Source organism: Mycobacterium sp. NGS34, assembly GCF_059812845.1.
In genome coordinates, this window is the sequence record NZ_JCALDM010000005.1 from 230966 (window position 1) to 243033 (window position 12068).

The 12068-nt window shown below is 66.4% G+C and carries 10 protein-coding genes, 2 tRNA genes and 2 pseudogenes; 7 read left to right on the top strand and 7 right to left on the bottom strand.

Translation table 11 applies throughout. The features are described 5' to 3' along the window. Window positions 1-106: 106 nt before the first annotated feature. Window positions 107-529 (top strand): MmpS family transport accessory protein, encoded by a 423-nt coding sequence (locus AC5Y7V_RS15135; protein WP_499880847.1) that lies wholly within the window; start codon window positions 107-109, stop codon window positions 527-529. Then, window positions 526-3465, top strand: coding sequence for an MMPL/RND family transporter (locus AC5Y7V_RS15140; protein WP_499880848.1), 2940 nt, complete (start codon window positions 526-528; stop codon window positions 3463-3465). The genes AC5Y7V_RS15135 and AC5Y7V_RS15140 overlap by 4 nt, the downstream gene beginning before the upstream one ends. A gap of 72 nt (window positions 3466-3537) precedes the next feature. Here the strand turns inward: AC5Y7V_RS15140 and AC5Y7V_RS15145 are convergent. Together AC5Y7V_RS15145 and AC5Y7V_RS15150 are read right to left on the bottom strand one after the other, a co-directional pair. Beyond that, a tRNA-Lys gene (locus AC5Y7V_RS15145) sits at window positions 3538-3610 on the bottom strand. Between the two features lie 147 nt (window positions 3611-3757). Beyond that, a pseudogene (locus AC5Y7V_RS15150) lies at window positions 3758-3928 on the bottom strand (sterol carrier protein domain-containing protein); the annotation flags it as partial. A gap of 2 nt (window positions 3929-3930) precedes the next feature. Here AC5Y7V_RS15150 and AC5Y7V_RS15155 point away from each other — a divergent pair. The 3 genes and pseudogenes from AC5Y7V_RS15155 to AC5Y7V_RS15165 form a co-directional block, all read left to right on the top strand. Then, a pseudogene (locus tag AC5Y7V_RS15155) lies at window positions 3931-4294 on the top strand (DMT family transporter); the annotation flags it as partial. 88 nt (window positions 4295-4382) lie between these two features. Then, entirely contained in the window at window positions 4383-5606 is a 1224-nt protein-coding gene (locus AC5Y7V_RS15160) for a L,D-transpeptidase (protein WP_499880849.1), read from the top strand. An 87-nt stretch (window positions 5607-5693) separates the two neighbouring features. Further along, entirely contained in the window at window positions 5694-5984 is a 291-nt protein-coding gene (locus AC5Y7V_RS15165) for a hypothetical protein (RefSeq protein WP_067008630.1), read from the top strand. 20 nt (window positions 5985-6004) lie between these two features. Here the strand turns inward: AC5Y7V_RS15165 and AC5Y7V_RS15170 are convergent, their stop codons facing one another. The 3 genes from AC5Y7V_RS15170 to orn all read right to left on the bottom strand — a co-directional run bounded on the left by AC5Y7V_RS15170 (window position 6005) and on the right by orn (window position 7271). Further along, on the bottom strand, window positions 6005-6445 hold the full coding sequence (locus AC5Y7V_RS15170) for a hypothetical protein (protein ID WP_499880850.1): 441 nt from the start codon (window positions 6443-6445) through the stop codon (window positions 6005-6007). 52 nt (window positions 6446-6497) lie between these two features. Beyond that, window positions 6498-6570: transfer RNA gene (locus AC5Y7V_RS15175), tRNA-His, on the bottom strand. 53 nt (window positions 6571-6623) lie between these two features. Next, complete coding sequence (gene orn, locus AC5Y7V_RS15180; RefSeq protein WP_499880851.1) at window positions 6624-7271, bottom strand: oligoribonuclease; 648 nt, start codon at window positions 7269-7271, stop codon at window positions 6624-6626. Between the two features lie 101 nt (window positions 7272-7372). On the opposite strand from orn, the gene AC5Y7V_RS15185 reads away from it, so the two are divergent. Next, the gene (locus AC5Y7V_RS15185; RefSeq protein ID WP_499880852.1) at window positions 7373-8932 is read left to right on the top strand and encodes a helicase HerA-like domain-containing protein; all 1560 of its coding nucleotides are present in this window, start codon (window positions 7373-7375) and stop codon (window positions 8930-8932) included. Window positions 8933-8935: 3 nt separating this feature from the next. Here AC5Y7V_RS15185 and cmrA read toward each other — a convergent pair whose 3' ends face one another. Continuing rightward, a complete protein-coding gene (cmrA, locus tag AC5Y7V_RS15190) occupies window positions 8936-9742 on the bottom strand; it encodes a mycolate reductase (protein ID WP_499880853.1) in 807 nt (268 codons plus the stop codon). Window positions 9743-9785: 43 nt separating this feature from the next. Here cmrA and AC5Y7V_RS15195 point away from each other — a divergent pair, with 43 nt between their 5' ends. Continuing rightward, window positions 9786-11102, top strand: a complete 1317-nt coding sequence (locus tag AC5Y7V_RS15195; protein WP_499880854.1) for an MFS transporter — start codon at window positions 9786-9788, stop codon at window positions 11100-11102. Between the two features lie 133 nt (window positions 11103-11235). Here the strand turns inward: AC5Y7V_RS15195 and AC5Y7V_RS15200 are convergent, their stop codons facing one another. Further along, window positions 11236-12015, bottom strand: coding sequence for an MmpS family transport accessory protein (locus AC5Y7V_RS15200; RefSeq protein ID WP_499880855.1), 780 nt, complete (start codon window positions 12013-12015; stop codon window positions 11236-11238). Between the last annotated feature and the right edge of the window lie 53 nt (window positions 12016-12068).

Genomic DNA, 12068 nt, shown 5'->3' on the forward strand with positions numbered 1-12068 from the left:
GCTCGGAATTAACTCGGCAGTCAACGCGTTAGCTAGCGACGACCCGCGGCGACACGAGGTGGTTTGCACCTACGTTCGGCGCAAACTCCTAACCGGGGGGACGGTGTTGAGGCTTCTCAAGCGGGCGTGGGTGCCGCTGGTGGTCGTGGTGGCACTGATCATCGGCGGCGTTGCGGTGGGCCGGCTCAACGGAGTCTTCCCCGGGCCCGGGATCCCCAAGCCCGATCCGCGGGATGCGACCCCGCCGTACGCGGCCAAGACGGCCATCTATGAAATCTTTGGACCCCCCGGGACGACTGGCGTCGTCAACTGGATGGATGCGGAGGCACAACCGCAGAAGGCCAACTTCACCACGTTGCCGTGGTCACAGACGATCGTCGCCGAGATGCCCGGCATCTTCGCCTACGTTGTCGCCCAAGGTGACAGCCCCTCGATCGGGTGCCGGATCACCGTCGACGGCAAATTGGTCGATCAACATGAGGTCGACACGCGTGATGCGCAGGTCTCCTGCTTGGACAAGTCCGCATGACCGACACGGCCACCGCCGACACGGACGAAATCCCGGTCGCGCAGCGCACCGAAGTCGAGCGCAGGCCGCGGCTGGCCCGCACCATCCGGATCCTGGCGCTGCCGATCGTCGTGATCTGGCTGCTGATCGCGGTCGGCGTCAACGTCTTCGTCCCCCAGTTGGAAAAGGTCGCCGAGGACGTCTCGGTGCCGCTGTCGCCATCTGATGCGCCGTCGGTGACGGGAATGAAGCACATCGGGGAGAAATTCAAGGAATACGACTCCGACAACCTCGTCCTGGTGACACTGGTCGGTGACAAGCCGCTCGGCGAGGACGCCCACCGGTATTACGACGATCTGGTGAAGAAGCTGCAGCAGGACACCCAGCACGTCGAGCACGCGCTGAATTTCTGGGGGCAGCGATTCACGGCATCGGGTGTCGAGAGCTACGACCACAAGGCCGCCTACGTCCAGGTCAACCTGCGCGGTGACCAAGGCGGCGCCGTCGGCGACAAGTCGGTTGACTCGGTTCGCAAGATCGTCGAAGACTCGAAGCCGCCGGCGGGGGTGAAAGCCTACGTCGCGGGCCAGGGAGCCCTGACAGACGACACGATCGTCGTGGGCAACGCGAGCCTGTTCAAGATGACCATCATCACCGTCATCATCATCGCGATCATGCTGGCGTTCGTCTATCGGTCCATCGGCACCGTGCTGCTGACGATGGTGATCCTGTTCGTCGGACTGGCCACCGGGCGCGGCGTGGTGGCGCTGCTGGGCGACACCGGCATCATGGGGCTGTCGACCTTCGCCGTCAACCTGTTAACAGCGCTGGCCATCGCGGCCGGCACCGACTACGCGATTTTCATGGTCGGCCGCTACCAGGAGGCCCGGGAACGGGGCCTGGACCGCGAAGCCGCCTACTACGACACCTTCGCCGGCGTCACCAAGGTGGTGCTGGGCTCGGGTCTGACGATCGTCGGGGCGCTTGCCTGCCTGAAATTCACTCGGCTGCCCTACTTCAGTTCGCTGGCGTTCCCGTGCGCAATCGGTCTGCTGGTCGTCGTGGTCGCCGGGGTGACCCTGACGCCGGCGCTGATCGTGGTCGCAAGCCGCTTCGGTCTTTTCGACCCGAAGCGAAAGTTCAACTACACGCGCTGGCGCCGTCTGGCAACGGCCATCGTGCGCTGGCCCGCACCAATTCTCGCTACTTCGGTCATCCTGGCGATCGTCGGCGCCATCGGCTTGGCGGGCTTCAACCCCCGCTACAACGACCTGTACTACCTGCCGCACAGCGCTTCCTCGATCCGCGCGTACGACGCGGCAGATCAACACTTCACCCAGGCCCGCTTGAATCCGGACCTGCTGATGATCGAATCGGACCACGACCTGCGCAATCCGACCGACATGCTGGTGCTCGACAAGATCGCCGGAGCCATCTTTCACGTGCCAGGGATCGAACGTGTGCAGAGCATCACCAGGCCACTCGGCCCGCCGATTCAAGACGGATCCGTCCCCTTCCAGCTCAGTGTGCAGAGCGCCCCGATCCGGGACAATCTGAGCTACCTGAAGGACCGGATCGCCGACATCAAAAAGATCACCGGTTTTCTCGACACTCAGATCGCCCTGTTGGAGCGCCAGTACGCGGTGACCCAGAAGCTCGCCAACGCCGCGGAGGACAGCTCGAAAACCACTGCGGAGACAGCGGCCATCACTGACGAAATCCGGGACCACATCGCGGATTTCGACGATTTCTGGCGACCGATTCGCAGTTACTTCTATTGGGAGAAGCACTGCTTCGACATCCCGATCTGCTGGTCGCTGCGCAGCCTGTTCGACGCCCTGGACGGATTCGATCAGCTGGCCGAAAAGTTCCACGCCCTCACCGGCGATCTCACCAACACGGCCACTGCCACGCGCGAATTGCTGGCGATCATTCCCGAGAACATCGCTGTTTCGAAGGCGATCCGGGATACGACGCTGACCATTTACAGCTCGTTCGACAGCCTGATCGATCAGTTCGACAAGCTGACCGACACGAGCGCCGTGATGGGCAAGTCCTTCAACAACTCTCAGGTGGAGAGCCTGTTCTACCTGCCGCCCGAGATCTTCGACAACCCCGACTTCCAGTTGGGGTTGCGCTTGATGGTGTCGCCGGACGGCAAAGCCGCTCGCTTTATCATCACCCACTCCGTGGATCCGGCGACGACGGAAGGAATCTCGTCGGTCGACAAGGAGCGCCAAGCGGCCAAGGAGGCGATCAAACTCACCTCGCTGCAGAACGCCGACATCTACCTCGGCGGCACGGCCGCAACGTTTTACGACATCGCCAACGGCGCCAAATACGACCTGATGATCGCCGGAGTGGCCTCGATCGTCCTGATCTTCATCATCATGGTGATCGTCACCCGCGCATTGGTCGCTGCGGGCGTGATCGTCGGCACGATCGTGATGTCGCTGGGGGCCGCCTTCGGGTTCTCCACACTGATCTGGCAGCACCTGCTTAACTTCCAGTTGCACTGGGTGGCAACCGAGTTCGCGTTGATCGTGCTCTTGGCGGTGGGGTCGGATTACAACCTGATGCTGGTCTCCCGAATCGAGGAGGAGATCGGGGCGGGCCTGAAAACGGGACTAATCCGCGGCATGGGTCTCACCGGCCCCGTGGTGACCGCCGCCGGCCTGGTGTTCGCGGTCACCATGGCCACGATGATCACCAGCGATCTCCGGGCGATCGGCCAGTTCGGCACGACGATCGGGCTCGGCCTGATGTTCGACACCTTCGTCGTGCGATCGCTCATCACGCCGTCGATCATGACGGTGATGGGCCGTTGGTTCTGGTGGCCGAAGCGGGTACGGGTCCGCCCGGCCAGCCAGATGCTCCGGTCGGTCGGACCGCGCCCGCTGGTTCGTGCGCTGCTGCACCAGCCGCGGCAGGCGGTCGGGACGGGTCCGCAGATCTAGTACCCGGCACAGGACGCCGCCGATTATGGATTGTGGCGCGCCGTTGAGGTGCGCCCGTAAAACGCTCTGAGGTGCGCCGTCAGGGTTTCGAACCCCGGACCCGCTGATTAAGAGTCAGCTGCTCTACCAACTGAGCTAACGGCGCCGTGTACGGCCGAGACCGCGTACGCGACAATAACAGGCGTCCTGCCGCGAAGCGAAATCCCGATGTCCTCCAGGATACCTGTCGCCGCCCGCGGCGGGCGCGCCCTTTTCCGGCTCGCATCGGAAAGGTCTTGTCGGAGAAGGGCTGTCAGAAGAGCGTCCCGCAATAGGGTGCCCGCTCGGTGTGGAAGGCGGCGTCCAGTTCGCGGATGGCGCCCGGACGCAGTTCGCTGAGGCGGTCCGCACGCGCCAGCTCGGAGGCGCGGTGCGCCCCCATGAAGATGGTCGACACTTCGGCCAGGCCGATTTCGACGTCCGCCGCCGCAGGCCGGTCGCTCCAGCGCCTCGCCGGGAACCTGGGCGGCGGTGGCCGTCGTGCTGGCGCCGCTGCTGGTGGCGTGCGTCGCGGCCGGCCAGGCTTGGGGTGGCGCCCCGGCCGCCGCGCTGTTCGCCTTCGCGTCGGGGTCGCTGTGGGGTGCAGATGTCGCAGCCGGTCGTGGCGGCTGTGCTGGGCGTCGTCGTCCTCGGCGAGACGTTGAACGCTGGTCGCGGCGGGATAATCGCCCTGGTGGGCGCCGGGCTGGTGGCGACGACGGCCATCTTCGAGCTCGCGCGCGTCGAGGCCGTCACGACCCGCGATGGGGTCGAGGCGCGGCACCAAGACCCGGTTGGCCAATCGGCGTAGACCACGCACGGCGAATCGTTCGGATGACGCATTGTCGGCGGTAAAAAACCCTTTACAATGCTTCCACTCTGGTCAGCGGTGACCCAATATGCCTATCGAATTGGAAGGTCGCTCGATGACGCCTTTGCGCAGACGTCGGTCGTGGCTGGCTGCCGCCATGACCGTGTTTGCTGTCGTCGCTGCTGCCTGCAACAGCAGTCACCCCGCCGCGCCGACGAAGGTCATCTTCGACAAGGGCACACCGTTCGCCGACCTGCTGGTCCCCAAGCTCACCACCTCGGTGACCGACGGCGCCGTCGGCGTCACCGTGGACGCGCCGGTGACGGTGAGCGTTGCCGACGGTGTCATCGGGTCGGTCACGATGGTCAACGAGAACGGCAAGACGGTCAACGGTCAACTGAGCCCCGACGGGCTGCGCTGGTCGACGACCGACCAGCTGGGCTACAACCGGCGCTACACGCTGAACGTGAAGGCGCTCGGGCTCGGTGGGGCCGCGACCCGGCAGATGACCTTCCAGACGAGTTCACCGGCCCACCTGACGATGCCCTACGTAGCCCCCGGCGACGGCGAGGTGGTCGGCATCGGTGAGCCCGTGGCGATCCGCTTCGACGAGAACATCGCGAACCGCGCCGCGGCGCAGAAGGCGATCGTCATCACCACCAACCCGCCCGTCGAGGGCGCGTTCTACTGGCTGAACAACCGCGAAGTCCGTTGGCGCCCAGAGCATTTCTGGAAGCCGGGCACGTCCGTGGATGTGGCGGTCAACACCTACGGAGCCGATCTGGGCGACGGGATGTTCGGCGAGGACAACGTCAAGACGCACTTCACCATCGGCGACGAGGTCATCTCGACCGCGGACGACAGCACCAAGATGGTGACCGTGCGCGTCAACGGCGAAGTCGTCAAGACGATGCCGACCTCGATGGGCAAGGACAGCACGCCCACGGCGAACGGCTTCTATATCGTCGGCGGCCGGTACAAGCACATCATCATGGACTCCTCGACCTACGGGGTGCCGGTCAACTCGCCCAACGGATATCGCACCGATGTCGAGTGGGCCACGCAGATTTCGTACAGCGGCGTCTTCGTGCATTCGGCGCCGTGGTCGGTCGGCGCGCAGGGCCACTCGAACACCAGCCACGGGTGTCTGAACGTGAGCCCGAGCAACGCCGAGTGGTTTTACGACCACAGCAAGAGCGGCGACATCGTCGAGGTCGTCCACACCGTGGGGTCGACGTTGCCGGGCACCGAGGGGCTGGGCGACTGGAACGTGCCCTGGCCGGTGTGGAAGGCCGGCAACGCCAACACCTAGCCGGCGCCCCATTTCCGGCGGCTCGGCAATGCGTCTTTCACGTTTCATTCATTCGTCCGCGACCTGAACGTTGTAGGGTGCCGGGCCATGAGCACCCCTTCCCCCGGGCCCGGTTGGTGGCTGGCGTCGGACGGCAATTGGTACCCGCAGCGCTGGGAGACCACCTTCGTCCATTACACGAACGAGTCCCTGGACGCCGTGATCGAAGAGGCGGCCCGCCAGTCGAAGGCCTACGGCGAGCAGGGCTGGGAGATCGTCGGCTCGTCGGTGCAACGGGTCCAGGTCGCCCGCCACTTCAGCGATTACGACAAAGGCGGGGACCACTATTTCGAGTGGAGCATCGTCTGCACCTTGAAGCGGCCGCTGGCACCGGGTTAAAGACCCGCGCGTGGTCCGGGTCAGCCGGCCCAAGCATCGAAGATCGCCTTGACGAACCGGCTGCGGTCGGTCCCTTCGTGGACGTCGTCGATGACAATGGGTTCGGCGTCCTGGAACTGGATGGTCACGGTGCGCGTCCAACCGGTGTGCCGCCGGTCGGCGTCGTCGTACTCGAACCTGTACGCGGTCTTGATGTCGCTCAGTGTCGAGAGTCCATAGGCGAGCTCGTCGGCCGACGCATCGCGCGCTTTGCCCCGAAAGGTCGCGCCGCGGAACAATTGGCCCTGCAGCCAGTAGGCGCAGAACTCGCCCTTCGCGTGATCCGCGGACGCGATGATGTGCCGCGCGGCGCCGGCACCCCGCTTGATCAAGAGGTCGATGAACGCCGGCGGAACGTTCGTGGAGCTGCCGAACAGCTTGTTCGCAACGGCGAGCTGTTGTGCGTCGAACGGTTCGCTCACAACCGTCAGCGTAGGAAAAAGGCCAGAGGGTGGGAACCCTCTGGCCTGCTCGGGTGGCTGACGGGGCTCGAACCCGCGACATCCAGGATCACAACCTGGTGCTCTACCAACTGAACTACAGCCACCATGGCCGCGAGCCGGCATCCATACCTGGGCCAACGAGCGGCGACCACCGATACTAGCCGTTGGGTGCGTCGGTGTCCGAATCGATTGTTCGAGTGGCGTTCTCTGCGGCTTCAAGACCGGCGACGACGGTCTCGATTTCGCTGGTGGAAGGGCCGGGCGGGGGCACGAACGCGGTCCGCCGGTAGTACCGCAGCTCGCGGATGGATTCGTGGATGTCGGCCAGCGCCCGGTGTGTGAGCCCCTTGGCGGGCTGACCGTAGTAGATGCGCGGATACCACCGCCGGCACAGCTCCTTGATCGAGCTGACGTCGATCATCCGGTAGTGCAGGTAGGAGTCCAGCTTTGGCATGTCGCGGGCGATGAACGAGCGGTCCGTCGCGATCGAGTTGCCCGCCAGCGGCGCCGTCTTGGGTTGCTTGACGTGGGTGGTGATGTAGTCCAGCACCATCGCCTCGGCGGTCGCGAGGTCGACGGTGGACGCTTTGACCTCGTCGATCAGCCCCGAGCGCGAATGCATTTCGGTGACCACCTCGATCATCGACGACAGCGCGGCGTCGTCGGCGTGGATCACCACGTCGACGCCGTCGCCCAGGACGTTCAGCTCGGCGTCGGTGACCAGCGCCGCGATCTCGATCAACTTGTCCGAGCCCAGCTCGAGGCCGGTCATCTCGCAGTCGATCCACACCAATTCGTCGCGCACAGCGCTCAGCGTATGCGTGTGTCGGCCCTGCGCGAGCCCTGCCCCCACCAGGCCTGGGGAAGTAGGGTGAGCGGTGCGACTGGGGAAGAGGGGCGAGCACGATGACCACCGAATCAGCGGCGACACCCGCACAGCGAATCGCGAACGGCTACGCCGTCGAAGGCCAGGCGCTGGAATTGGGCACGGTCGTAGTCGACGGCGTGGCGGACCCGACGGCACAGATCCGCATCCCGCTGGCGACCATCAACCGGCACGGCTTGGTGGCCGGCGCCACTGGAACTGGCAAAACCAAGACGCTGCAACTGATCGCCGAACAGCTCAGCGCCGCGGGCGTTGCCGTGCTGATGGCCGACGTGAAGGGCGACCTGTCCGGCCTGGCGCGGCCCGGGGAGGCCAACGACAAGACCGCCGCGCGGGCGAAAGACACCGGCGACAACTGGCAGCCGACGGGGTTCCCGGTGGAGTTCTTCTCGCTGGGCACCGGGGGAGTGGGCGTGCCGGTGCGCGCGACCGTGGCCAGCTTCGGCCCGGTTCTGCTGTCGAAGGTGTTGGGGCTCAACGCCACTCAGGAGTCGACGTTGGGGCTGATCTTCCACTGGGCCCAGCAGGCCGGGCGCCCGCTGACCACCCTGGCCGACTTGCGCGGCGTGATCAGCTATTTGGCGAGCGACGAGGGTAAGGCCGATCTGAAAGACCTGGGCGGTGTTTCGTCGACGACGGCGGGGGTCATCCTGCGGGCGCTGGTGAATCTCGCGGGCGAGGGTGGAGACACGTTCTTCGGCGAGCCGAAGCTCGACCCCCAGGACCTCTTGCGCGTGGAGGACGGGCACGGCATCATCTCGCTGCTCGAATTCAGCGGTCAGTCCGTGCGTCCCGTCATCTTCTCCACCTTCCTGATGTGGCTGCTCGCCGACCTGTACGCCAAACTGCCCGAGGTCGGTGACGTCGACAGGCCCAAGCTGGTGTTCTTTTTCGACGAGGCGCACCTGTTGTTCGCCGACGCGTCCAAGGCCTTCCTCGAACAGGTCGAACAAACCGTCAAGCTGATCCGCTCCAAGGGCGTCGGGGTCTTCTTCTGCACCCAGCTGCCCACGGACATTCCGAACGACGTGCTGTCCCAATTGGGGGCGCGGGTCCAGCACGCGCTGCGGGCGTTCACCCCCGACGACCAGGCCGCGCTGTCCAAGACCGTGCGCACCTATCCGAAAACAGATGTGTACGACCTGGAGTCGGCGCTGACCTCACTCGGGATCGGCGAGGCCGTCGTCACCGTGCTGTCCGAGAAGGGCGCGCCGACACCCGTCGCGTGGACCCGCATGCGGGTGCCCCGCTCGCTGATGGCGTCGATCGGCACCGACGCGATCTCCGCCGCGGCGAAAGCCAGTCCGCTGCAGGCGAAGTACGGGCAGACTGTGGAACAATCGGCGCCGGAACCGCCGCCGGCCCGCCCGGCACCACCGGCGGGGCGACCCGCCGAGCCCGGCTATCCGCCGGTGCCAACGGATTCCGGGATCCCGCCGATGCCGCAGCCCTACGAACCAAAGGGGCCCAGTTTGTGGGAAAGGTTGTGGCACGATCCTGAGGTGCAAAGCGCCGTCCACATGGGAATCCGTGAGGTCATTAAGGCCAAGTTCGGCACCGGTCGGGGCCGCCGGAAGTAACGCCTACCCGCCGCCGAGCTTCTTGTAGAAGCTGCCCACGATCGGCGCCACGATCGCGCGCGGGCCATACCCACTCGCCACCGACATGGCCTTCGACGTCAGGCCGGGGACGACGCGCATCTTGTTGCGTTCCAAAGCATCCAGGGAGATCTGAGCGGTGTGCTCCGTCGAGATCCACAGGAAATCAGGCACCAGCTTTTCGACCAGCGATCGTTCGGCCTCGTCGGGCAGGTCGGTGCGCACCGGCCCCGGCGCCAGCAGCGTCACGTGCACCCCCGAGCCGCGCAGTTCGCCGCGCAACGATTCGCTGAACGTGTTGGCGAACGCCTTGGTGGCAGCGTAGGTGGCGTTGTAGGGGATCGGCGAATTGCCCGCAGCCGAACCGGAAATCAGAATGCCGCCCGCCTTGCGCTCGACCATGCCGGGCAGCACCGCCAACGTAAGGTCGTGCACGGCAATGGCATTCAGCTGCACCTGGGCTTTCTCGCCCGCCGGGTCGAGGCCCGCGACCGGACCGAACGTCGCCGTGCCCGCGTTGGCGCACAGGATGGAGATGGGCCGGCCGGCGAGCTCGTCGCACAGTTTCGCCCGTTCCGTCGGGTCGGCCAGGTCGGCGGGGCGCACTTCGACGACCACGCCGTACTTGTCGGTCAGCCGGGCGGCCAGGTCGTTGAGCAGGTCCTCACGTCGCGCCGTGACGATCAGGTTGTGCCCGCGGGCGGCGAGTTCGGTGGCCAGCGCCGCGCCGATGTTTTGCGAAGCTCCGGTGACAACGGCGCGTGCGTCGGGACTGGGAGCTGGGACCGGCATGCGGCCAATGGTAGACAGCCTCGCACCCAATAGAGTGCCGGGCATGAATCAGCGTCCGGCCACACCGGTGCCATCGCAGGTGGTGGCGTGGGCGCTGTGGGACTGCGGCTCCCTCGGCATGAACGCGATCGTGGCGACCTTCGTCTTCTCGGTCTACCTGACCGACAGCGTCGGGGCGGGAATGTCCGGTGGCACGTCGCCCGCGAGTTGGCTCGGTCGCTCGCTCGCGGTCGCGGGGTTGACCATCGCGGTCGTGGCGCCGGTCGTGGGGGTGTGGGTGGAAGCCCCGCACCGCCGGCGGGTGGTGTTGACGGTCTTGAGCGCTCTCGCGGTCGCGTCGACCAGCTCGATGTTCCTGATCCGCGACGATCCCAGCTATCTGTGGGCGGGCCTGGTCCTGCTGTCGGCCACGGCCGCGTGCGGTGACCTCGCCGGCGTTCCCTACAACGCGATGCTGCGTCAGGTCTCGACGCCGCAGACGGCCGGGCGCATCTCCGGCTTCGGCGCGGCCTCCGGGTTTACCGGCAGCGTGGTCCTGCTGTTGCTGGTCTATTTCGGTTTCATCGCCGGAACCGGCCCGGCGCGCGGGCTGCTGCACGTGCCCGTCCACGACGGGCTCTACGTCCGGGCGGCGATGCTGCTGACGGCGGCGTGGTTCGCAGTGCTGGCGCTGCCGCTGCTGTTCGTCGCCCATCGCCTGCCGGACTCCGGCGAAGCGCCGCAACCGACCAGCATGCTGGGCGGCTATCGCAAGCTGTGGGCAGAGGTGCGCAAGGAATGGCGCCGCAACCGCAACCTGGTCTATTTCCTGGGGGCCAGCGCGCTGTTCCGGGACGGGCTGGCGGCCATCTTCGGCTTCGGCGCGGTGCTCGGCGTCAGCGTGTACGGCCTGTCCCAGGCCGATGTGCTGGTGTTCGGCGTGGCGGCCAGCGTCGTGGCCGCGATCGGCGCGATGACCGGTGGGTTCGTCGACCACCGGATCGGATCCAAACCGGTCATCGTCGGGTCGCTGGTCGCGCTCATCGCCGTGTCGGCCACCATGATGGCAGTGTCCGGTCCGCACGCGTTCTGGGTGTGCGGACTGCTGTTGGCCGTGTTCGTCGGACCTTCCCTGGCGTCGTCACGCGCGCTGTTGCTGCAGCTGGCGAAGGACGGCGGGGAGGGCGTCGCGTTCGGCCTCTACACGATGACGGGACGGGCCGTCGCGTTCATTGCCCCCTGGCTGTTCTCCGTCTTCGTCGACGTCTTCGGCGCCGTGCGCGCCGGCATCGCCGGGATCTGCCTTGTGCTGAGCGCCGGCCTGCTGGCGATGCTGGTGGTTCGGGTTCCGGCGCGCGCCGAACAGCCCGCCCAGGCCTAGTCGCGCGAGTCGTTGTCGAGATCGACGTTGGCGCGAAGAAATGCGAGTGAACTGCACGCTAGCGTCGATCTCGGTGTCCGAGGAAGCCCAATTTGCCAGTAGGGAAGGTCGCCGAAAGACTGCCCGCCCAGGCCTAGCCGCGCGCGTCGCAGACCGTCAGGCCCGCCCCTTCGCGCTGGCTCACCTGAACCCCGCCGATGGTCAGCGAACAGGTGACGTTGTGGCCGAAGTTGACGACCGTGACGTTCGGCGGGTGGACGGCCGATTTGGACAGGCTGACCTCTTTGCTCCACGGCAGCGCGACGTTGAACTCGGTCTGCAGCATGTCGCCGGTGCCGATGTAGACGATGCTGAGCGCGCGGCCCTCGCCGGTGACGTTGTAGACGACGTCTTGCATCTCGACCGGGCCCGTCGTCTCGGGCGGCGTGCCCGACGCCGTCGGCGGCGGCAGGGGCCGGAAGGTGCGCGACGGCGGGGTGGTCCGCGTCGAGGGCGTCGGCGTCTCCTCGGTTGACCCGGGCATGGCCGGCAACGGAGGAACCACGGTCTGGTTCTTGATCGCGTCGTTGACCAGCACCAGCGCTATCACCAGCGCGACCGCCAGCAGCACGGCCAGACCGGCGCCGAGCCACAGCCAGCGCGGTGGTTTCCGGCGTCCCGGCGGTGGCGGCGGCGCGCCCTCCGGCGGCGCTTCACCAGGTGGCGGCAGCTCCTGCTGCCAGTAGCCGGGCAACTGTTTGGTGTCGTTCAGGCTGGAGGCCCATTGGGGGCCATAGCCGCCGTAGGTGGGCGCGTAGGGCCCCGCCTGGTCGGCGTACGCGGGGTCGGCGGGCGGATACGGGTACCCCTGCCGCCCGGTCGGTGACCCCGGTAGAGGGGGACTAAACCGCTCGGGTCGACGTGGATCGTTCATGTCCACCTCATGGCTTGCAGGGTACCTGGGCCGGGCGATTCGGCGGTGAGTCT

What these genes read in the sequence shown, in the direction of transcription:
- AC5Y7V_RS15200 (WP_499880855.1), bottom strand. Translation starts at nt 12,015, where the DNA reads ATGAACGATCCACGTCGACCCGAGCGGTTTAGTCCCCCTCTACCGGGG.
- AC5Y7V_RS15165 (WP_067008630.1), top strand. Translation starts at nt 5,694, where the DNA reads ATGAGCACCCCTTCCCCCGGGCCCGGTTGGTGGCTGGCGTCGGACGGC.
- cmrA (WP_499880853.1), bottom strand. Translation starts at nt 9,742, where the DNA reads ATGCCGGTCCCAGCTCCCAGTCCCGACGCACGCGCCGTTGTCACCGGA.
- AC5Y7V_RS15185 (WP_499880852.1), top strand. Translation starts at nt 7,373, where the DNA reads ATGACCACCGAATCAGCGGCGACACCCGCACAGCGAATCGCGAACGGC.
- AC5Y7V_RS15160 (WP_499880849.1), top strand. Translation starts at nt 4,383, where the DNA reads ATGCCTATCGAATTGGAAGGTCGCTCGATGACGCCTTTGCGCAGACGT.
- AC5Y7V_RS15195 (WP_499880854.1), top strand. Translation starts at nt 9,786, where the DNA reads ATGAATCAGCGTCCGGCCACACCGGTGCCATCGCAGGTGGTGGCGTGG.
- AC5Y7V_RS15140 (WP_499880848.1), top strand. Translation starts at nt 526, where the DNA reads ATGACCGACACGGCCACCGCCGACACGGACGAAATCCCGGTCGCGCAG.